The organism is Sediminivirga luteola (assembly GCF_014639315.1).
In the GTDB taxonomy this organism is placed as follows: Bacteria; Actinomycetota; Actinomycetes; order Actinomycetales; family Brevibacteriaceae; genus Sediminivirga; species Sediminivirga luteola.
In genome coordinates this window covers 21084-41447 of sequence record NZ_BMFY01000019.1, presented here as the reverse complement: position 1 = coordinate 41447, position 20364 = coordinate 21084, and the positions used below count along the sequence as shown (strand labels likewise).

22 protein-coding genes are annotated in these 20364 nt (G+C 68.8%); 5 read left to right on the top strand and 17 right to left on the bottom strand.

Annotated features, from left to right (window positions below; translation table 11 throughout):
- Position 1: 1 nt before the first annotated feature.
- Positions 2 to 499 carry a CinA family protein gene (locus tag IEW13_RS15945; RefSeq protein WP_188551930.1) on the bottom strand — a complete coding sequence of 166 codons (498 nt, stop codon included), beginning with the start codon at positions 497 to 499 and terminating at the stop codon, positions 2 to 4.
- Positions 500 to 781: 282 nt separating this feature from the next.
- Here IEW13_RS15945 and IEW13_RS15940 point away from each other — a divergent pair, with 282 nt between their 5' ends.
- Genes IEW13_RS15940 through IEW13_RS15930 form a run of 3 tightly spaced genes read left to right on the top strand, consistent with a single transcriptional unit; the run spans position 782 to position 3233 of the window.
- Positions 782 to 931 (top strand): hypothetical protein, encoded by a 150-nt coding sequence (locus IEW13_RS15940; protein ID WP_188551929.1) that lies wholly within the window; start codon positions 782 to 784, stop codon positions 929 to 931.
- Positions 928 to 2463 (top strand): sodium/proline symporter, encoded by a 1536-nt coding sequence (locus IEW13_RS15935; RefSeq protein WP_188551928.1) that lies wholly within the window; start codon positions 928 to 930, stop codon positions 2461 to 2463. The genes IEW13_RS15940 and IEW13_RS15935 overlap by 4 nt, the downstream gene beginning before the upstream one ends.
- A gap of 5 nt (positions 2464 to 2468) precedes the next feature.
- Complete coding sequence (locus IEW13_RS15930) at positions 2469 to 3233, top strand: hypothetical protein (RefSeq protein WP_188551927.1); 765 nt, start codon at positions 2469 to 2471, stop codon at positions 3231 to 3233.
- Positions 3234 to 3249: 16 nt separating this feature from the next.
- Here IEW13_RS15930 and IEW13_RS15925 read toward each other — a convergent pair whose 3' ends face one another.
- The 8 genes from IEW13_RS15925 to IEW13_RS15890 form a co-directional block, all read right to left on the bottom strand.
- Complete coding sequence (locus tag IEW13_RS15925; protein WP_188551926.1) at positions 3250 to 4371, bottom strand: acyl-CoA dehydrogenase family protein; 1122 nt, start codon at positions 4369 to 4371, stop codon at positions 3250 to 3252.
- Positions 4372 to 4528: 157 nt separating this feature from the next.
- Entirely contained in the window at positions 4529 to 5116 is a 588-nt protein-coding gene (locus tag IEW13_RS15920; protein ID WP_229745245.1) for a signal peptidase I, read from the bottom strand.
- An 86-nt stretch (positions 5117 to 5202) separates the two neighbouring features.
- On the bottom strand, positions 5203 to 5892 hold the full coding sequence (locus tag IEW13_RS15915; protein WP_188551925.1) for a SipW-dependent-type signal peptide-containing protein: 690 nt from the start codon (positions 5890 to 5892) through the stop codon (positions 5203 to 5205).
- A gap of 39 nt (positions 5893 to 5931) precedes the next feature.
- Entirely contained in the window at positions 5932 to 6624 is a 693-nt protein-coding gene (locus tag IEW13_RS15910; RefSeq protein WP_188551924.1) for a SipW-dependent-type signal peptide-containing protein, read from the bottom strand.
- A gap of 2 nt (positions 6625 to 6626) precedes the next feature.
- On the bottom strand, positions 6627 to 6830 hold the full coding sequence (locus tag IEW13_RS15905; protein WP_188551923.1) for a SipW-dependent-type signal peptide-containing protein: 204 nt from the start codon (positions 6828 to 6830) through the stop codon (positions 6627 to 6629).
- Positions 6831 to 7168: 338 nt separating this feature from the next.
- Positions 7169 to 7978, bottom strand: a complete 810-nt coding sequence (locus IEW13_RS15900) for an AAA family ATPase (RefSeq protein ID WP_188551922.1) — start codon at positions 7976 to 7978, stop codon at positions 7169 to 7171.
- Positions 7978 to 9360 (bottom strand): TnsB C-terminal domain-containing protein, encoded by a 1383-nt coding sequence (locus tag IEW13_RS15895; RefSeq protein ID WP_188551921.1) that lies wholly within the window; start codon positions 9358 to 9360, stop codon positions 7978 to 7980. Before IEW13_RS15895 ends, IEW13_RS15900 begins: the two co-directional genes overlap by 1 nt.
- 1 nt (position 9361) lies before the next feature.
- Positions 9362 to 9964, bottom strand: coding sequence for a recombinase family protein (locus tag IEW13_RS15890; RefSeq protein WP_101590133.1), 603 nt, complete (start codon positions 9962 to 9964; stop codon positions 9362 to 9364).
- Positions 9965 to 10382: 418 nt separating this feature from the next.
- Here IEW13_RS15890 and cmtR point away from each other — a divergent pair, with 418 nt between their 5' ends.
- Together cmtR and IEW13_RS15880 are read left to right on the top strand one after the other, a co-directional pair.
- Positions 10383 to 10742 (top strand): Cd(II)/Pb(II)-sensing metalloregulatory transcriptional regulator CmtR, encoded by a 360-nt coding sequence (gene cmtR / locus IEW13_RS15885; RefSeq protein WP_188551920.1) that lies wholly within the window; start codon positions 10383 to 10385, stop codon positions 10740 to 10742.
- The gene (locus IEW13_RS15880; protein ID WP_188551919.1) at positions 10739 to 11335 is read left to right on the top strand and encodes a cadmium resistance transporter; all 597 of its coding nucleotides are present in this window, start codon (positions 10739 to 10741) and stop codon (positions 11333 to 11335) included. The genes cmtR and IEW13_RS15880 overlap by 4 nt, the downstream gene beginning before the upstream one ends.
- 318 nt (positions 11336 to 11653) lie before the next feature.
- Here IEW13_RS15880 and IEW13_RS15875 read toward each other — a convergent pair whose 3' ends face one another.
- From IEW13_RS15875 to IEW13_RS15840, 8 genes are all read right to left on the bottom strand, one after another.
- The gene (locus IEW13_RS15875; protein WP_188551918.1) at positions 11654 to 11989 is read right to left on the bottom strand and encodes an ArsR/SmtB family transcription factor; all 336 of its coding nucleotides are present in this window, start codon (positions 11987 to 11989) and stop codon (positions 11654 to 11656) included.
- A gap of 67 nt (positions 11990 to 12056) precedes the next feature.
- Entirely contained in the window at positions 12057 to 13979 is a 1923-nt protein-coding gene (locus IEW13_RS15870; protein WP_188551917.1) for an acetate--CoA ligase, read from the bottom strand.
- Between the two features lie 286 nt (positions 13980 to 14265).
- Entirely contained in the window at positions 14266 to 14904 is a 639-nt protein-coding gene (locus tag IEW13_RS15865) for an O-methyltransferase (protein ID WP_188551916.1), read from the bottom strand.
- A 231-nt stretch (positions 14905 to 15135) separates the two neighbouring features.
- Complete coding sequence (locus IEW13_RS15860; RefSeq protein WP_188551915.1) at positions 15136 to 16050, bottom strand: ABC transporter ATP-binding protein; 915 nt, start codon at positions 16048 to 16050, stop codon at positions 15136 to 15138.
- Positions 16047 to 17057 carry a FecCD family ABC transporter permease gene (locus tag IEW13_RS15855; protein WP_229745244.1) on the bottom strand — a complete coding sequence of 337 codons (1011 nt, stop codon included), beginning with the start codon at positions 17055 to 17057 and terminating at the stop codon, positions 16047 to 16049. Before IEW13_RS15855 ends, IEW13_RS15860 begins: the two co-directional genes overlap by 4 nt.
- A gap of 194 nt (positions 17058 to 17251) precedes the next feature.
- On the bottom strand, positions 17252 to 18304 hold the full coding sequence (locus IEW13_RS15850) for a FecCD family ABC transporter permease (RefSeq protein WP_373283596.1): 1053 nt from the start codon (positions 18302 to 18304) through the stop codon (positions 17252 to 17254).
- Positions 18301 to 19338, bottom strand: a complete 1038-nt coding sequence (locus IEW13_RS15845; protein ID WP_188551913.1) for an iron-siderophore ABC transporter substrate-binding protein — start codon at positions 19336 to 19338, stop codon at positions 18301 to 18303. The genes IEW13_RS15850 and IEW13_RS15845 overlap by 4 nt, the downstream gene beginning before the upstream one ends.
- A 141-nt stretch (positions 19339 to 19479) precedes the next feature.
- Positions 19480 to 20304: a helix-turn-helix domain-containing protein gene (locus tag IEW13_RS15840; RefSeq protein WP_188551912.1), complete on the bottom strand. Its 825-nt coding sequence runs from the start codon at positions 20302 to 20304 to the stop codon at positions 19480 to 19482.
- Positions 20305 to 20364: the final 60 nt, after the last annotated feature.

The following is a 20364-nucleotide window of genomic DNA, read 5'->3' as shown; positions in this document are numbered from 1 at the left end:
ATCAGGAACCGGATTCCTGGGCGCCGTAGTCCGCGAGCGCGTCGGCGGCCGCCTGCAACGCCGTGACGGCCGTCTGCCGCAGCACATCCTCCGGTTCACCGTCGAACCGATGGAAGCTGGTCCATTCGCGGTCGCCCAGGAGCACCGCGATCCAGGTGGAACCCGGTTCCAGCCCCTCGTCCGGATCGGGGCCGCCGACGCCGGTGGTGGCGATGGCGGCATTGGCCCCCAGCAGCCGGCTCACACCGCGGGCCATCTGCAGGGCGCACCGTTCGGTCACGACCGGCCCCCGGTCCACGTCCAGCACCCGGAACTTGGTCTCGGACTCGTACGCCACGACCGCGCCGGCATACCAGGTGGAGGCCTGCGGCGCGGCGCTCAGGTGCATGGAGAGGATGCCGCCGGTGAGCGATTCGGCGGCGGCGATGTGCAGATCGTGCGTCCGGGCATGCTCCCCGATCCGTTCCGCCAGCTGCGCGCATTCCTCGTGAAGTTCCATTCCGTCAAGAGTAGAACGCCCGAGGCCCGCGGCCACAGCCGGGGCCTCACCGGCGGGCAGCTCCACTGAACGCGCGGCGGCCCCTCCGGGACGCCGGCCACGGATGCCGCGAATCTGGCCGGCCGCGGCGTTCCGCATCATGACCCCCTTCACATGGTTCTCCCAGCTGCCTTTAGAATCGTGCGCACCGGCTCGCGACGGTGCGAGGCCGCGGTGCGGATCGTCCCCGTCAGCGGGGCGCCCCGCATCGGGTGACGACTCGACGACGGAAGGGCGAAGGCAGTGTTCGGACTACCCCTGAGCACCACGTTGATCATGTCCGGGGTGATCGCCTTCTGGGTGATCTACACCGCGGTCTTCTACTTCACGACCTCGCACTGGGCGGCCGAGGACGCCCCCGAGGAGCCGCGCGGCGGTGAGGACCGCCGATGAATACCGCGCTGATCTTCCTCATCATCTACTTCATCGCCATGATCGGCGTCGGCGTCTGGGCGATGCGGGTGGGCACCAAGGACAATGAGGGCTTCCTGCTGGGCGGCCGCAAACTGGGCCCGGCGGTCTCCGCGCTGAGGCTGCAGAGCACCTCGATGTCCGGGTACATGTTCCTCGGCGCCGGCTCGCTCGGCTACACACAGGGCTACTACTCCATGTGGTACGCGCTGGGCGACCTCGGCGGCGGTGTGCTGAACCTGTCCATCCTGGGCCGCCGGATGCGCAAGCTCTCCCAGATGCTCGGCTCGATCACGTCCATCGGCTATCTGGAGCACCGCTACCCCTCGGTCTGGGTCCGCCTGGTCGCCGCGCCCATTGCCCTGTTCTGCATGTTCTTCTACCTGCTGGCGCAGTTCCTGGCCGGCGGGCAGGGACTGGCGATGGTGACGGGCCTGTCCCTGAACTGGGCGCTCGTCATCGCGGTCGGCGTCATCGTCGCCTACACCTTCCTGGGCGGTTATCTCGCGGTGGCGTACAGCGACTTCATCCAGGCGATCATCATGGTCATCGGCATCCTGTGGATCCTGATCGCCGCCCTGCAGCACGTCGGCGGTCTGACGGCGGGGCACCAGAGCATCGGCGAGCTCAACGCCAACCTGCTGACCATGTGGGGCGCAGATCAGCAGTACCTGGGAGCCTGGGGCATCATCATCGGCGCCCTGCTGGTGTTCTCCATCGGCTATCTCGGCTGGCCGCACGTCGTGGTGGGCCATATGGCGATGTCGCGGCCTTCCGTGGCGCGCACCGCGAGCGTCTACGCCACCGGGTTCAATCTGCTCTTCATCCCTTCCGCCTATCTGGTCGGGATGCTGGCGCTGGTGATCGTCCCGAGCCTGGAGGACCCGGAGCTGGCGATCTTCGAGGTCGCCCAGACGGTGCTGCCGCCGTTCGCGGTGGGGCTGGTCATGGCGGCGATCATGGCCGCGATCATGTCGACCGCCGATGCGCTCCTGCTCCAGGCCGGCACGATCGCCTCGCACGACCTGTGGGCCCGGTTCTCCAAACGGACGAGCGCGGCGGCCTCGGTGAACGTGGCACGGCTGACGGTGCTGCTGCTGGCCGTGGTGGGCCTCGTCCTGGCGATGATCCGCCCGCCCGCCGTGTTCGAGATCGTCGTCTTCGCCACCACGGTGCTGGGCTCGGCGTTCGTCCCGGCGTACATCTGCGCCGTGTGGTGGAAGAAGGCCAATACCGTCGGCGCGCTCTCCTCGATGATCGTCGGCGCGGTGGGAGCGGTGACGGCTCAGCTGACGAACTCCACCGACGCGCTCGGGCTGGATCCCATGGTGATCGGCATCAGCCTGTCCGTCCTGGCGATGATCGTCGGTTCCCTCGCCACTCAGCGCAGCCACCCGGTTCCCGAGCGGATCCGTGAGGCGGTGCAGGAGGCTTCGCGGGTCACCCCGATCCCGGCTCACCTCGTGGTCGGCGAGGACTCCTCGCTGGCCTCGCAACGCCCGAAAGAGCAGTGACCCGGATGGGCCAGGAGGAGCTGTCCGGACCGGCGGCGCCTCCAGCGGTGGTGCGCCCGGCGCAGATCGGCGCGGCGGAGGCTCGCCGGCTGCTGCTGCGGCGCGCCTCGGACTTCCGTGACCTGCGCCTGCAGCTGTACTTCCATCCTTTCGTCGGCCTGGTCTACGACTGCCGCGGATCACGACGGGGCGGGCTGTGGGCGGGCCTGCGCGGCGGGGACCGGAACGATCTTGCGGCGACTCCGCCAGGCAGTGCGGACCGGGGCGCGGCACCGGAGGGTTTCATCGCCCATGTGGCGGTGGACCTCGTCGGCGGCCGGGCGTTCCTGACCGCGCCCTGGACCGGCAGCGATTTCGTCCCCCGCGCTGAGGCACGGGTTCCGGGCCTGGGAGATGCCGCCGGCGGGGCGCAGAGCCGCACTGCCACGGAATCGCAGACGGGAGCGACGCCAGACCTGGACTCCGGTACCACATCCGGAACGGCCCCCGGCGCCCCGCCCGGCCTGTGCCCCGCGGAGGAGGCGCCGCTCGGCATCGCCGATCCGGAACCGCGACTGGGCGTGGCGGAAGCAGAGGCATCGGCGCGCCGGCTGATCGACAGTGTCCTCATCCGCCGGCGCCGCTGGGCCGAGCGCACCGAACCCCGGCTGATGGACGGCCCCCTGGTGTTCGGCAAGCCCAACTGGTGGGTGACCGGCACCAGGCGCGGACGGAGGGTCGAGGTGATCGTCGACGCCCTGACCGGCCGGCACTATGCCTTCTCCGCCTGAGCGGGCGGCAGGGCCGCTACTCGAAGTCGGGGATGCGCGGAGGTACCTGGGTGAGCTGGACCAGCTGGGTTCTGCGGACTTCCGCACTCTGCGACTGCACCTGGAAGAACTGCGCGGTGCGCGCGTAGAGCTGGGCGGGGTCGCTCGTCTTGAGCGCACGCCCGCCGCGGGCGGCCAGCAGGGCCCGGGTGAGGGTGGCGAGCACATCGGCCGAGTGCACTTTCAGGCCCCGCCGCACCGCCGGCGCGACGGTGTCGTCGTCGATCGCCTGATAGGCGCGGGACCGCAGCTCCTCCACATAGGGCGCCCAGCACTCGGCGACATCGCGTGCCTCGGGGAACGGATCGTCGCGCAGTTCCTCCAGTACGCGTTCGGCGACCCCGAAGACGTACGGCTGGGGATTGTCGGCGAACCGCTGGTCGCCGCGCTTCCAGGCGGCGTAGCTCTGAATGCCGATGACGTCCTCGTCGTAGACCGGGACTTCCTCCAGCAGCAGCCGCACCGTCCGGCTGCCGCCGAGAGCCGCGAGTGGCAGCGGTTCGGCGCTGATGCCCTCACGCAGGGGGATCACGGCCGTCACCACATGCGGCTGGTCCGTCTCGCCGCGCGGGCCGCGCGGGGTCACGGCGGAAATGAGCAGCGATTCGCTCAGCCCCAGCCCGGTGTACCAGGAGACGGCGCCGCTGAGCAGCCAGCCGCCGGCCACCCTTTCGGCGGCGATGTGCCGTTCGGGATAGTGGCGGACATCGCTGAGGGCGACTCCTGCCAGCGTGGTGCCGGTCAGCACCTTGTACAGCTCCGTGGTCAGCGCCGATGACTGTTTCAGCAACGAGAGCATGCGGGGGATCGCCCCGTCGTGCTGCGCCCAGACCAGCCAGGTGTTCGGGCAGGCGCCGGCCAGGATCTCGTGCAGAGTCCGGTCTTGCGCGGGCGTGAGTCCCGGCCCGTTGAATTCCGGTCCGGCCGGAGCGTTGAGGGCGCCGAGTTCGCGCAACCGGTCGATGTGGGTGGCCGGGACACCGTGGACGTCCGTGCGTGCGGCCCGGGGAAGGAGCTCGTGCTGGGCGAAATCCCGCACCGCGTCGATGAGGTCCTCTGCCCGCGAGGACTGCCCGCCGGCCGACGCCGAATCCGTCATCCAGGCCTCCTCACGCCTCGCCGCTGTGCTGTCGGTGACCGGCGGGCGCCGATGGGGGCGCGCGGCCGGACACCGTCATCTTTGCTCAGCGGAGGTTCAGGCTGAGTCCCGGTCGGTCATCTTGGGTCATGCGACCGGGGACGGTCGTCATAGTCCGTCATCGGGCGGGCCGGCGCGGTGGCTGGCGGGACGGCTCGTCCGCGCCGGAATCGTCCCCGCCGGCGTCGTCTTCCTGAGGTTCGTCTTCCTGAAGATCGTCGTGCCGGCGGGGCTCGTCTTCCTCCTCGGCAACCGGCCCTCGCGGCCAGAACGCCCATCCGACCACGACGGACATGACCAGCGTGGCCACGGCGAGCACCCTGGTGTCGGACAGGAACGCCACCCCGCCGGCGATACCGGGGACGGAGAACATGAACGCCCGGACCGTCCGCACCTCGTAGGGATGCGGATCGTCCGTGTCGTTGGCATCCCCGCGCATGGTGATCCGGTACGTGCCCGGTGCTTCAGCAGGCTCGATGCCGGTCACGCGGTGGGTGACCGGCAGCTGGCCTTCGCGGTCGACGGTCACGATGTCACCCACGGCGGCCTCGTCGGCCGGAACCTCCCGCACGACGGCGATATCTCCCGGCTGCAATGTCGGAACCATCGAGCCGGTACGGAACATGATGATCGAGATATCGAAGATCCAGGCGAGCGGGACGAGGACGATGCACACCGTCCCGGCCAACGCTGCGATGGACAGCACGACATCGGCCGCCCGGCGCCCCCACGGAGTGCGGGAGGCGCCAGGCGACGGGCGTCGTTTCGAGCGGATCACCTCGGTGGGCGGGTTCAGTCGCCGGTGCCGGCGTTCTGGACGGCTGCTGCCGAGAGTCCCCAGGTGATGGTGGTGGTCTCACCCGGCTGGAAGCCCGCCTCGCCGGAGGCCGCTCCGGCGGTGAGGACCACGCACAGCGCCACGGGGGTGCCGGGATCGTTGACGGTGGCGCCGGGCTGCAGGGTCGGGCTGGTGCCGGCGGTCAGCGAGGCCGGGGACAGGTCCGAGCCGGAGCCCAGGAGCTGACCGCTGGGATTGGAGGCGCTGCACGTGCCGCCGGCGTAGATCTCGTAGGAGAGCTGGTCGAGGTTGCCGCCACTGGCTTCGATGCTGTCCAGGACCAGGTCCGCCTCGTCGATGGTCGGGGCGGTCAGCCGGATCCAGTAGGGCGCGGCGATGGACTCTTCCGGCATGAGGCCGTCCTCGGCCACGTCGAACTGGAGCTGGCCCGGGGCGCTGGCGGGGTTCTGGGTGTAGGTGCCGTCGGCGCCCTCGTTCGAGCCTTCGATCTCGCCGTCCAGGGCGAACCCGGCAGAGTCCACCTGGGTCCCGATGAACTCCTCGTCGTTCCAGGTGGCCAGCGTGATGGCGCCGCCGATGCCCAGGATGAGGCCGGCTGCGGCCAGGGCCCTGCGCTTGCGCCGCCTGGCTTCCTTCGGGGTCATCGCGCCGGTGGTGGCGGGTGGTTGTACTGCTGTGGCCATGGTGTCTCCTTGCTGGTAATGACGCCGGAGGCTGGAGCCTCAGGCGGGGTCGGTGGCGGTGAAGTGAAGGGTCATATCGACGGTGTCATTGGGCAACAGGCCGTCTTCTCCGGTGAAGCGGATGCACACGCGGGTATTGGTGGCGGTGCGCGACGCGATCTGGATGCCATCGGCGACCTGTTCGACCTCGCCGTTCAGGCTGTCCCCGCGCGCCACGAGCGTGCCGTTCAGGTTGCCGGTCGCGCCGCACCCAGTGATGGACGTGCTGGTGTTCCGGTACACCACGAAGGAGATGTGGTCGCCGTTGGGGCTCGGGGTCTCGATCCGGTCCAGATACAGCCGGGCGCCGGTGACATCCGCCGCACTGGCGGGATCGATCCGCACCCAGAACCTGTGAGTGCTCGTCCCGCCGATCTGCATCGCGCCCGTGGTGAGGTTATTGATCGTGAACGGTTCGTCGTCGAGGCCCGCCGACGTCCACGAGCCCGAGGTGGAATTGTTGTACTGGACCGACCCGCCGATGAGGAAGTCCGCCGTGGTGATCGTCGCCCCGAGGTGTGATTCGCTGGTCCAGGACGCAAGAGTGTTGGCCGCGCCCACGCCCAGAACGAGGCCCGCCGCGAGCACGGCCCTCAGCTTGCGCCGCCGCATGTGCTTCGCGGCGGTGTCAGCGTCGCGTCGCCGCTTTTTCCGGACCACCGTCCATTCGGTGGAGTCGCCGTGCTCGCTCATGCTCATGGCGCCGGGAAATCGGCTGTGGTGATGGTCGCCGATGCATGGGACTGATGCGTCCAGTACGCCAGCGTGTGCGTTCCTCCCACGCCCAGGATCGCACCTGCGGCCAGGACGGCGGTGATCTTGACCCGGGTGCGCTCGTCAATGCGCCACCGGGATGCGGGCACCCTGCTGCGGCGAGGGCCGGGGGCGGACTGGTCCATCTGCACTTTCCAGTTCTCGTCAAGCGTGCGTGTGCGCGGATAAGAATCATCGTGCAGATCCACGCACGGCGGGGCGCGATGGCTGCGAGCTATTCCTATCAAGCGAAAGTATTATGTTTCAACTTACGTCTCGCTCCTAGCGATGATTATCGACAGGACCCTTGTCCCGTTCACCGCGCCACGCGGACCCGTCCTCAGGGCCTGACCTGCAGGGCAGATCCTCCACGAAAAACTCGGGAGTACAAAACGAGCATAAAATCCCCGCGACCCGCCAGAACGGCGCCCTAGGCTGTAGATTTGAGCGCTGAGTGGCGGTCTTCCGTGATCGCTCGGTGGCGTTAGTTGCCGATGACGAGGATGCTGGCGGCTGCTTCGATGACGTCGTCGGTGATGGTCTCGAGTTGGTTGATCTTGAGTACCCGTGTGATTTGAGGGAAGAGGCGTTCGAGAAGCCGGAAGTTGCCGCGCGTGATGCGCTCGATCGCGGCGATGGCTTGTGCGTCGGTGAAGTCATCGGGGTCGAGGGTGCGCCCGAGGCGTTTCCAGTGTCGGTCGAGGACGAACAGCAGTTCCTCGCGGCCCAGTGCCCGGTAGCGGTGTGAGAACCCGAGTCGGGAGTACAGCTGGGGGTAGTGACGGAAGCGCTGGTCAATGCCGGGCATGCCGATCAGGATGATCGCCAACTGGTGGCGGTCGTGGTGATCGCGGAGCAGTTCGAGCGCGGTCGGGGTCAGGCGCTCGGCCTCGTCGATGATCAGCAGCTCGACCCACCTGGTGATGTCGCCAACGTGGGCGCCGGTGACTTTGCCGATACTGCGCTGGTGTTCGTCGACGCAGCTCCCGAGCCTGATTTGGAAGTGCTCGATCTCGCGCATGAGTTGTCTGTGCCGAGGCAGGACCTCCGGGGTGTAGAACACGGTGCGGGTGCGATTGGCGGCGGCATAGTGTTTTGCGTCGTCGTCGGTGCGGGGACCCCATTCGGTAATGAAGGGCTCCAGAGTGTCCCAGTGGGCGTAGCGGCGGGCCGATAGGGTCTTGCCGACTCCGGCGTCGCCGTGACAGATGCCGATCGTGTGTTCTTTGCGCACGGCGGTGGCGAATTCGATGAAGCGGCGGTGTTCCTTGGTGACGATGAAGTCCTTGGTCATCATTCATCCTCTTCGTAGGTGCGCAGCTTCGACCGCCGGATGGCAGGTGCGGTGGTGCGGGGTTTTTCGCGGGCGGCGATGCGGGGGATGCGGTCGTTGAGGTCCTTGCGCAGTTGCCGGCGGCGGGCCCGGCGTGCGGTCTCGATCTCGCGCAGGCTCAGCCGCTGGTTCGGGTGTGCCTCGTCGATGGCGACGCAGACGAAGGTGTCGTGGTCGTAGACGCGGATCTCGGAGACATCGCGCGGGTCGTAGCGGATCGTGACCGGGTGGCCGACGAACGGCGCCAGGGTCGGTGAGAGGTAGCGCTGGCCTTGGAAGTGGATGCCGTCGCGCTGGACCGTGCGATGTTTGGGCACCGTCAGCAGCAGTCCGTCGAGTTCGTCGAGAGTCTCGGGCATGCGCGGCAGCCACCCGTCTGCGATCCAGGCCGTTTTCGGGCTCGTCCCGATCTCTCGATGGGTTCGCTCGTTGTATACCGTGATGAACCCGCCGATCGCCTGATCAAGAGCAGCAAGATCCAGCGATGGTTTCGGCTTCGTCCCGGCTGCGAGGTAGCCGGGCAGGGTGGAGAGGAGCTCGGTGTTCAGTGTGCCGAAGAAGCGTTCGATCTTCCCCCGGCCCTGCGGGCGGCCGATGGTGGAGAAGATCATCCGGATCTTCAGGGCGGCGGCGGTGTATTCGAGATGGTGGCTGGTGAAGTCGCTGCCGTGGTCGATGTGGAGGACATCGGGGATGCCGCACATCGCCCACGCGGGCTCTTCCTTGCGCCAGATCGCCTGCCGCAGCGCCAGTGCCGTGTTCATCGCCGAGGGAGCGCCGGTGAAGACCATGTACCCGCAGATCGCGCGGGAGTAGTCGTCGATCACGGTGGTCAACCAGGGCCGCTCCGGTGTGCTGTTCGCGCCGGTGATGAGGATGTCGAGTTCGGTGTGGTCGGCCTGCCAGGTCGCGTTCGGTCGCTCGGCGCGGTGACGGAACACGAGTTCGTGGCGATCGCGGTAGGCAGTCGGCCCGTCCAGCGCGAGTGTCACCAGCGCTGGATCCAGCGCGCCGACGATGTTGCGCACTGTCGCGTAGCTTGGAGCTGGATGGTCCAAGCGTTCAGCTTCGGCGACCGTGAGCCGGTGCAGCGCGGCGATGCTCGGACGGGGGCGGGTCAGCGCGAGGCGCTCGACGAATGCGACGAGTTCGGTCGGTGTACGCCGGGTGCCTGCGTCTGTCCGACGCTGTGGTTCGAGGGCGGCGATACCACCGGACTTGTAGAGGTGGTGCCAGCGTTCCAGGGTGCGCAGGGCGGTGCCGGTCTCCCTGGCCAGGGCTGTCAGCGGGATGTCGTCCTCGACGTGCAGTCGAAGGATCCTCCACCGGTCCAGCCCGTCCATCTCACACCTGTTCGGACACCGCGTCGCGAACGCGGGCGGCCTGCTGGTGGCGATAGAGCGTCGCGCGGGACCAGCCGACCAAGCGGGCGGCGGCTTCGGCGGTCCGTCCTTTCGCACGAGCGTCTTCGGCGATCACGAGTTTCTCCGCGATCACGTCCGGGTCGACCGGAGGTCGACCGAAACGGGTGCCGTTCTGCTTCGCCGCGGCGATACCGGCATTGACTCTTTCGGTGATCAGCTCGCGCTCGTACTCGGCCAGGGTGGCGAGCATCCCGAGCATCATCCTGCCCGACGAGGTCTCCGGATCGATGCTGTCCGAGATCGACCGGATCTTCACCCCTCGCTCGCGCAGCAGGTTGACGGTGTTGAGGACATCGATCAGGGACCGACCGAGCCGGTCGATCCGCCACACCACCACGGTGTCACCGTCCTGGGCGTAGTCGAGGAGGCGCTTCATGCCGGGACGCTCCGCTGCGGTCCTGCTGCCCGAGGTCACATCGGAGAACACATCTCGCTTCTGCACTCCGGCACCGACCAGCGCGTCCACTTGCAACTGCGCGTCTTGACCGGCGGTGCTCACCCGCGTGTATCCCAACAACCTCATCTCTCAAGCATGACTCACAAACCCCTAGAAAGCACGGCACCGAGACGGTTTCCAGTGAGACGACTTTCCGAGGCGAACGCGAGAGCACAACGGCGCGGAAGGCATGCTTCATAGGACCACGGATTTGATGTCTCACAAAGCTGTAGCATTCTGAGGCGCAAATGTCAGTTAGGAGATCTCGATCTACCAATGCCGCCGCTTCCAAAACTGAGCCAGGGAAGCCGACTTCTGACATTCGTGCAGTCCGCTTCTAAGAACGACACCGACGGCTGTTGGACACATCTGATGACCTCACACCATCTCATCGAACACTTCTGCAGAACGGGTAAATCCCATTTGACGTCCCGTCTCGTCTGGAAGCCACTGGGCTGCGGGGCCCTTTTCCTCGCGGTTCAGCCCATACTGTATAGTTCAGCGAATGCTGACTCTTACTTCTCGCCTAGATGTGATGCACCGGCTCGGCAGAGCCATGGCCGATCCCACGCGTTCGCGCATTCTGATGCAGTTGCTGGAGGGGCCGTGCTATCCCGCCACGCTCGCCCGCGACCTGGGACTGACTCGCCCGAATGTGTCGAACCATCTGACATGCCTGCGGGAGTGCGGGATCGTCGTTGCTGAACCCGAGGGGCGCCAGACCCGGTACGAGATCGCTGACCCGCATCTGGCGGCAGCTCTCACCGCTCTGGTCGATGTCACCCTCGCGGTCGACGAAAGCGCGCCGTGCATCGATCCTGCGTGCTCGGTTCCGGGGTGCTGCGAGGCAGGGGCTGGCGCATGATCCTGTCATCGGTGTTGCAGGCGATCGGCCTGTTCATCGTCACCAACATCGACGACATCATCGTGCTCTCGTTGTTCTTCGCCCGCGGGGCGGGCCAGCGGGGCACAACGGCCCGGATCTTGGCCGGTCAGTATCTCGGGTTCGGCGGCATCCTGGCCGCCGCCGTGCTCGTCACGCTGGGGGCGGATGCATTCCTGCCCCCGGATGCCATTCCCTACTTCGGGCTCATCCCGTTGTTCCTCGGCATCTGGGCGGCATGGCAAGCGTGGCGCGGAGACGACGATGATGATGAGGCGAAGATCGAAGGCAAGAATGTCGGCGTGTTGACCGTCGCCGCTGTCACCTTCGCCAACGGCGGGGACAACATCGGCGTCTACGTTCCGGTCTTCCTCAGCGTGGGGCCGGCCGCCGTCATCGCGTACTGCGTCGTGTTCCTCGCGCTCGTCGCGGTCCTCGTCGTGATGTCCAAGTTCGTCGCGACTCGCCGGCCGATCGCCGAGCTGCTCGAACGATGGGAGCACGTCCTGTTCCCGATCGTCTTGATCGGTCTTGGAGTATTCATCCTCGTCGAGGGTGGCGCATTCGGCTTGTAAGGGAGCACAAAGGGCCTCGCCGGTGCAACGGCTGCCAGCGAAGACCCGGGCGGCGCGACCGGTACAGGTGCACAGGGCACCTGTACCGGTTGGTTCTTGTCGCCTGGACTCCTAGCCCGAGAGCACCGCCAACAAAAATCACAAAAGACCGCCAATCGAAACTAAAACTCACACCCTAGGCGGAAAACACCACCGTAGTGCCGAAACACCACCGTCTACGGTGTGGTTTCGGCACTACGGTGTGGTTTCGGCACTATGGTGGTGCGCTGGCAAAAGCGTGGTGTTCTGTGCGATCTCCTCGGCAGCGAGGATGGCAGATCAGCTGGCGGCGCCCGAGTCCTGGCCGGTGCCGTCGCCGTGGTGGGGAGTCTCCTCCTGCGTGTGCGCCATGGCGTCGTCGATCACGTGGGCGACGTGCGCGTCGCTCAGGGAGTAGACCGCGCTGCGGCCCCGCCTCTCCACCTTGACCAGATCCAGGCCGCGCAGCAGCTTCAGGTGCTGGGAGACCAGCGGCTGGGACAGGCCGGTCTGCTCGACCACGGCACTGACGGTCGCCGGCCCCTGTGACAGGACGAGCAGGATCTGCAGGCGCGAGGGCGTGGCCAGCGCCTTGAACAGCTCGGCGGTGCGGTGGAGGGCGATCGGATCGTGCATGCCCTCAGCATAGGACCAATCTGGATACCGGTAACAATTATCACCGGCGCGTCGTCATCCGGACCGTTCAGGGACCCTGCGGGCGCAGCACACGCGCCACCGTGTCCAGCACGGCGGGGTCCTCGATCGTGGAGGGCACCGGCGCCTCCTGGGAATCGGCGATCTGCCTCATGGTCTTACGCAGGATCTTGCCGGACCGGGTCTTGGGCAGGGCCGCCACGATGTCCACCTGCTTGAGCGCCGCGACCGGCCCGACCTCGGCTCGCACCAGGGCCACCAGTTCCCGGCGCAACTCGTCCCGGTCCACTTCCGCCGCATCGCCGACGACGACGAGCGCCCGGGGCGTCTGCCCTTTCACCTCGTCCTTGACGCCGATGACGGCGCATTCGGCCACGGCCGGGTGGGAGGCGATGGCCGCTTCCAGCGCACCGGTGCTCAGCCGGTGGCCGGCCACATTGATGACGTCGTCGGTCCGGCCCAGGACGTAGACGTAGCCGTCCTCGTCGATCATGCCGCCGTCTCCGGTGAGGTAGTAGCCGGGGAACGTCGACAGATAGGACGAGACGAACCGGTCGTCGTCGCCCCACACGGTGGCCAGGGTGCCCGGGGGCATCGGCAGCCGGATCGCCACCGCCCCTTCGGTGCCGCGTGGGGCTTCCGTGCCGTCGGCCTGCAGCACCCGCACGTCGTATCCGGGCACCGGCAGGGTCGGCGAGCCCGGTTTGGCCGGGAAGCGGTGCAGTCCCAGCGGGTTCGCGGCGATCGGCCAGCCGGTCTCCGTCTGCCACCAGTTGTCCACGACGGGCACATCGCGTCCGGTGGCCTCGGCGAGCCGTGCGGTCGTCCACTCCCATGTGTCCGGGTCGAGCCTCTCCCCCGCCAGGAACACGGCGTCGAGGGAGGCGAGGGAATGTTCGCCGAGGAGCTTGCCCTGTGGATCTTCTTTGCGAATGACCCGCATGGCCGTGGGCGCAGTGAAGAGCACGTTCACGCCGTGCTGTGCGACCACCCGCCAGAACGCGCCCGCATCCGGCGTGCCGATCGGCTTGCCCTCGTACAGCACGCTCGTGATCCCTGCCAGCAGGGGTGCGTAGACGATGTAGCTGTGTCCCACCACCCAGCCGACGTCGCTGGCCGTGAAGATGGTGTCCTCCGGGCCGAGCCCGAACAGGTGCGGGATGGACCAGGTCAGGGTCACCGCGTGGCCGCCTGCGTCGCGGACGATCCCCTTGGGGCGGCCGGTCGTCCCGGAGGTGTAGAGGACGTAGAGCGGATCCGTCGCCTTGACCGGGACCGGATCGGCCGGAACGAGACCCGGATCGGCCATCAGGGCGTCGTAGTCCAGATCGCGGCCGTCGATGAGCGCGCAGCGGTGCTGAGGCCGCTGCACCACGATGACGGTCTCCGGGGCGAGGCTGCTCTGCTGCAGGGCCGCGTCCAGGAGCGGCTTGTACTCCACGATGCGGTCGCGTTCGATGCCGCAGGAGGCGCTGACGATGGCTTTGGGCGCCGTATCGTCGATGCGCACCGCGAGCTCGGCGGCGGCGAAACCGCCGAACACGACCGAGTGCACCGCCCCCAGCCGCGCGCAGGCGAGCATGGCGATGACCGCCTGCGGGATCATCGGCATGTAGATCACCACCCGGTCCCCGGTGCCGACGCCCTGGTCCCGCAGCACCCCGGCGAAACGCGCGACGTGCGTGAGCAGGTCCGCATAGCTGTAACGCTCGACGGTCCGGGTGACGGGTGAATCGTAGATCAGCGCCGTCCGGTCGCCGTGGCCCGCGGCGACGTGCCGGTCCAGGGCGTTCTGGCAGACGTTGAGCTCACCGTCGGGGAACCAGCGGTAGATCGGTGCCCGGCTCTCGTCGAGCGCGCGGGTGGGCGGTGTGTGCCAGTCGACGCCTTTGGCCATGTCCAGCCAGAACGCCTCCGCGTCCTCGCTCCAGGACCGGATCACTTCGTCGTATTCCGTCTCGCGTCCTCGCATGCCGCCATTGTGACAGAGGTCACGCGTGCGCGACGAGGGTTGCCGCCATCGGGGGTGGCGCCGCTCCCCGCCCCATACGTGTGACGTGCTCCCGGCCGCTGGCCTCCCCGCACCCGCTACGGCCCGCCCGGTCATGTCATCGCTGCCGCCTCCGGGCCAGCCGCGACCGTGCCAGCCCGGCGCCGCATGCTGTGGACACTCCAGCCGGCAGCGGAGGGCGGCCCGGCAGCGGCGCCGCAGCGTCACCGACGACGACGCACACCCGGGGGAGCCCACGGGCCCGGGCTCAGAGGCGCACGGAGACCTCGCTGCGGGGCTTGTAGCCCGAGTCCGAGAGCAGCGCCATGCTGCGGTAGCCGTTGGCGGCGTCGCGTACATGCGCCAGGTAACCGGGCTCTTGATTGTCGTTGAACACGACGGCACCGGAACGCAGCTTGGGCTCGAGCAGCCGGAGCACGTCCAGAGAGACGTCGGGCACCCACCCGTCGATCAACACCAGGTCGATCTCCTCCGGAACGTCCGCGAGCGTTTCCCTGGCGTCCCCGACGAGGACCCGCACGTACTCGCCCAGTCCCGCCCGTTCCAGGTTCCGCTGTGCCTGAGCCGCCTTCTCCGGCACCAGCTCGGCGGTGTACACCGTGCCGCCGCCGTTGTCCCGTACGGCCGCGGCCAGGAACAGCGTGGAGAACCCCAGGGAGGTGGCGAACTCCACGACCGTGCGCGCGCGTCCGTGGCGGGCGAGCAGGTAGAGCTGGTCGCCCTGTTGCGGGGCGATCGAGAAGCCGGTCGCCGTGTGATCGAAGGGGTCCGGCGAATGGTCGTAGGAACTCCAGTCGATCACCCGTTCCCGCTCGTAGAGCTCGGTCATCACCTCCAGCACCGCCGGGTCGGTGATCATCGCGCTCGTGAATGGGCCATCGGCCATCAGTCGTCCTTCCTATCGTTCCTGTCACTGTCCGTCCCTGCTGCCGCCGTCGTCACGGTTGCCGCCGTTACCGCACCGCTTCGTCGTCGCCGTCAGTACAGCCGCAGTGTGGTCGTCCTGCTTGCGGTAGCGCGCCGGCGACCGCTCTGGGCACCGGAGGGGCCAACGGGCCACGCGCTCCACGGGGCGGCCTCCGGTCGGGGTGCCGGAGGCAGAGGTGCCGGAGGCGTCTCACGCTTCCGGCTCCCCGGGAGACGATCTCTCTTCCGGCTGTCGTGCGTAACCGCCTTGGAGCGCATCCCGTTCCCTCATGCCTGCGGCCGCTCCGTGCTCGCCTGCTCTGTCAGCGCCTTCCGTATGATGCCGGCCGATCGGCAGGACGAGGGGCCGGCCGGATACGGGATCGGCGACGATCCTGCTCTCCAGGCCGAACACGGTCCGGACGACCCCGGCCGTGAGCACCTCGCCCGGGGCGCCGGCGGCGTGCACCCTGCCGGCGGCCATCGCGACGAGGTGGTCCGCGTAGCGGGCGGCGAGGTTGAGGTCGTGGAGGACCATGACGATGGTCGTGCCCCGGCCGCGGTTGAGGTCGGTGAGCAGGTCGAGCACCTCCACCTGGTGGTTGACGTCCAGGAAGGTGGTCGGTTCATCCAGCAGCAGATCCGTCTGCTGGGCGAGCACCATCGCGATCCACACCCGCTGCCGCTGCCCGCCGGAGAGTTCGTCGATGGCCCGGTCCGCCAGTTCCGTCGTCCCGGTCGCCTCCAGCGCCGCCGCCACGGCCGCATCGTCCTCCTGCCGCCAGCGGGAGAGCAGCCGCTGATGCGGGTGCCGGCCGCGTCCGACCAGATCGGCGACGGTGATGCCCTCCGGCGCCAGCGGCGATTGCGGCAGCAGTCCGAGCGTGCGGGCCAGCTCCTTGGCCGGCATGGAATGGATCTGCCGGCCGTCCAGCAGCACCTGGCCGGACTGGGGCGCGAGCAGTCTGGACATGGAGCGCAGCAGCGTCGACTTGCCGCAGGCATTGGCGCCGACGACCGCCGTGATCCGCCCCGGCGGCACCGCGAGGTCGAGGCCCTCGACGACGATCCGGTCCCGGTAGCCGAGCGTCAGCCCGTTCGCCTCGAGTCGATGGGTTCCGGTCACAGGGAGCCTCCCGTGCGGTTCGTGCGGATGATGAGGTACAGCAGGTACGGCGCTCCGAGCGCCCCGGTGACGACGCCGACCGGGTAGCGCAGGCCGAACAGGAACTGCCCGGCGAAGTCCGCCACGAGCACCAGGAGAGCCCCCACCAGGGCGGACGGGATGAGGAGCGAGCCCGCGGGGCCCGCGATGCGCGCGGCGATGGGACCGGAGAGGAAGGCCACGAAGGCGATGGGGCCGGTCGCGGCGGTGGCGAAGGCGATCAATCCGACCGCCGCCACGATGAGCAGGATGCGGGTGCGCTCAGTGCGCACGCCCAGCGCCGCGGCGGTATCGTCTCCCAGCCGCAGGAGCGAGAGCGCACGGGACTGGCTGAGCAGCACCGGTCCGAGTACCGCGAGCGCGACCAGCACCGGCATGACCGTTCCGTATCCGGCGCCGTTAAGGCTGCCGGTCAGCCAGCGCATGGCCTCCTGCAGTTCCCACTGGGGCGCTTTGCTGAGCACGTACGCGGTGACCGAGTCGAGCATGGCCGCGACGCCGATGCCTACCAGGATCAGCCGTGTCCCGGCCAGGCCGCCGCGGAAGGAGAGCAGGTAGACGGCCAGGGCGACGCCCAGACCGCCGGCGATGGCGACGATGGAGACCTGCACCCCGCCCATCGAGAGCATGATGATGGCGAAGGCCGCCGCCGCGGAGGCCCCGGAGCTGATCCCGATGATGTCCGGGCTGGCCAGCGGGTTGCGCAGCATCGTCTGGAAGACGACGCCGCCGAGCCCGAAACAGGCTCCGGCCAGCACCGCCAGCATCGCGCGCGGGAGCCTCAGGCGCCCGACGGTGAAAGAGGCGCCGGGAACGTCTTCGCCGAGCACGACCCGGACGACCTGATCGAGCGGGTAGAAGGTCTGCCCCACCATGAGCGTGAGCAGGAAGACCCCGGCGATGAGCGCGGCGAGGACCAGGACGACGAGGCGCCGGCGGCGTCCCCGGCGGAGACGGGAATGCGTCACGGCACCGGTGAGTTCCGGCGGCGCTGCAAGGATGCCTCGCTCCCTCGCCGCGACGGGCGAGCTGCCGGGTGCGGAGCCGGGTGCCGGGCCTTGCGATGCGGACGGGCCGTGAGGTGCCGGGCCGTGCGATGCGGACGGATCGTGGGATACCGGCCCGTGGGATGCCGGCCCCTGCGGGGCGGCGGGAACGGCGTTCATAGTTCGCGCACCTTCTGCCGCCGGACGATGTAGATGAAGAACGGCGCTCCGACGAGCGCGGTCACGATGCCGACGTCGAGTTCTTCCGGGCGGGCGATGATGCGCCCGGCCACATCGGAGGCGGTCAGCAGGGCTGCGCCGGTCAGGGCGGAGAACGGCAGCAGCCAGCGGTGGTCCACGCCGATCAGCAGGCGGCACAGATGCGGGACGACCAGGCCGACGAACCCGATCGGACCGGCGATGGCGGTGACCGCCCCGCAGAGCATGACCGCTCCCAGCGCGGCCGCGGCCCGCGCCACCGCCACCCGCTCCCCCAATCCAGCCGCCAACTCGTCCCCGAGCGCCAGTGAGTTGAGGGGGCGGGCGGCCAGCAGGCAGATGACGGCGCCGGCGATGAGGAAGGGCAGCATCCGGCCGATCCCTTCGAATCCGGCGCCGCCGACGCCGCCGATCTGCCAGGAGCGCACGCTCTGAGCGATATCGGCCCGAGGAAGCACGACGGCGCTGATGAAGGACACCAGCGCGGCGGAGGTGGCCGCCCCGGCCAGCGCAAGCTTCAGCGGGGTGGCCCCGCCCCGGCCGAGGGACCCGATGGCGTAGACGAACACCGCGGTCACGGCGGCGCCCAGGATGGCCGTCCAGATGAAGGCGGTATAGCTGAACATGCCGAACCAGGCGATGCCGACCGCGACGGCCAGCGAGGCGCCCATATTGACCCCGAGGATGCCGGGATCGGCCAGGGGGTTACGCGTGACGCCCTGCATGACGGCCCCGGCCAGGCCCAGGGCGGCGCCGGCCAGGAGCGCCAGCACGGTGCGCGGGATGCGTTTGGTCACAGCCGCCTGGTTGAGGTTGTCCGCGGAACCCTGCAGCGCGGCCAGCACATCTGTCCACGGCACCTCGCGGGAGCCGATCACCAGGGAGGCGGCGCCGAGCAGCGCCGTGAGCACTGCGGCCAGGAGCAGCCAGAGCACGCGCATGCGCGCCGGCCGTCCGGGGACGGCCGGCGCGCGGCGCCTGGTCGCGGAGGGAGTGACGGCGGTCGTCACCGGTCCGCTGCAGCGGCTCCGGCCAGCATCTCCACGTAGTCCTCGACGACCCAGGAGATGGACAGCGGCGTGGGGTTGGCCGCGGTGCCCAGCGGCCCGCTGCCGTCCAGGAAGACCACGGCGTCATCGGCGATGGCGGGCATCTGCGACAGCAGCGGGTCCGCCTGGAGCGTGTCCACCAGAGACTGGTCGCCGTAGGTCACGACGAGTTCCACATCGTCGAACACGTCCACCTGCTCGGCGCTGACGCTGCCGGCGAACTCACCGCTCTCGGAGGCCTCCAGCACTGCCTGCGGGTGCTCCATGCCCAGGTCGAGGAAGAAGTCGGTCCGCGGGTCGTTGGCGGTGTAGAAGTTCACGGTGCTCAGATCGGTGGTGTCGACGTGGGTGACGAACATCGCCGACGTGCCCTCCAGATCAGGATGCTCGGCGACGGTCTGGGCGATCTCGTCCTCCAGGCCGGCGATGAGCTGCTCACCCTCCTCGGCCTTGCCGAGCGCCTGGCTGTTGACCTCGATCATCTCCCGCCAGGTGGTGGCCCACGGGGCCTCCGGGTACGCGACGACGGGGGCGATCTCCTGCAGCGTCTCGTAGTCCTCCTGGGTCAGGCCGGAGTAGGCGGCCAGGATGACATCGGGCTGGGTGTCGGCGACGGCTTCGAAGTCGATGCCGTCGGTCTCGTCGAACAGCACGGGCGTCTCTGCGCCGAGTTCTTCCAGCCGGGCGTCCACCCAGGGGAGGACGCCGTCACCGTCGTCGTCGCCGAAGTTCGCCGCGGCCATGCCCACCGGCACGACGCCCAGCGCGAGGGGCACCTCGTGGTTCGCCCAGTTCACGGTGGCCACGCGTTCCGGTTCCGCCGGGATGGTGGTGGTGCCCAGGGCGTGCTCGATGACGATGGGGTAGCCCTCGGCGGATCCGGCCGGGGTCTCGCCGGCATCGGCGGAGGCGTTGCCGCACGCGCTCAGGGTCAGGGCGGCGGCGAGGGAAGCGGCGGCGGAGGCCACCACGGCTGCAGTACGGCGCGAACGCATGATGATACGGGCTCACTCTCGGATTCGATGGGACCTTCCATAAGACACCCTCATCAACGAGAGGGAAGGCTCGCCTAAAATCTAGGCCAGGAGCGTGCCTGGCGCAATCACGCGAAACCGACAGACGATGTCGCAGTTCAGTCAGCGGTCGGCGGTGGCCTGCCCCTGCCGTACGGTGAAGGATCCGGGCGTCTGGCCCGTGACCCGGCGAAAGGCGACGCCGAACGCGCTCGCCGAGGAGTAGCCCAGGCGCGCCGCCGTCTCCTCCACCGTGCCGCCGCGCGTGAGCAGCATCACCGCGCGCTGGGTGCGCACCGCGGACTGCCAGCGGGAGAAGTTCAGGCCGGTCTCCGCGGCGAAGGCCCTGGTGATCGTGCGAGGGCTCACGCCGCACTGGCGCGCCCAGTCGGACAGGGTGCGCCGGTCCGCGGGGTCGGCAAGCAGGGCGTCGGCGATGGGCGCCAGCAGTCGATGCTCCGGGCGTTGCACCAGCAGCTCATGCGGGGAGGGCGCCAGGACGTCGAGCACCAGGCGTTCGGTCAGCTCCCTCGAATCGGCGGGCAGGGATTCATCGTCCAGGCGTTCGAGCAGGCACCGCAGCAGGGTGGTGACCTCCACGGCGACCGGGACATCGGAGAGGGAAGGCGCCGCATGCACGCCGAACTGCGCGGCCCGGTACCACGTACCCGCCGCTGCCTGGCCCGTATGCACGGTCCCGGCGGGAATCCACAGCCCCACGGCCGGGGTGATCGTCCAGGTCCGGGCGCCGATGGTGGCCGTGGAGGCGCCGCGCAGGTTCCAGAGCAGCTCGTGCGTGGGATGCGCGTGCGGCTCCCAGAAGGTGTCCTGCGAGACGATCTCGTCCATCCCCGAGATCACATAGGGCACCTCGACCGCTCCGGCCTCGAACACGGGCAGCGCCCTATGGTCCACGGCCCGGCGCGCCGGCTTCTGGCCTATGTTCATCGCAACACCCGTGGCCTCGGTTCCTGCGTGCCACTCCAGCCGCACCTGGGGTGAGACGCG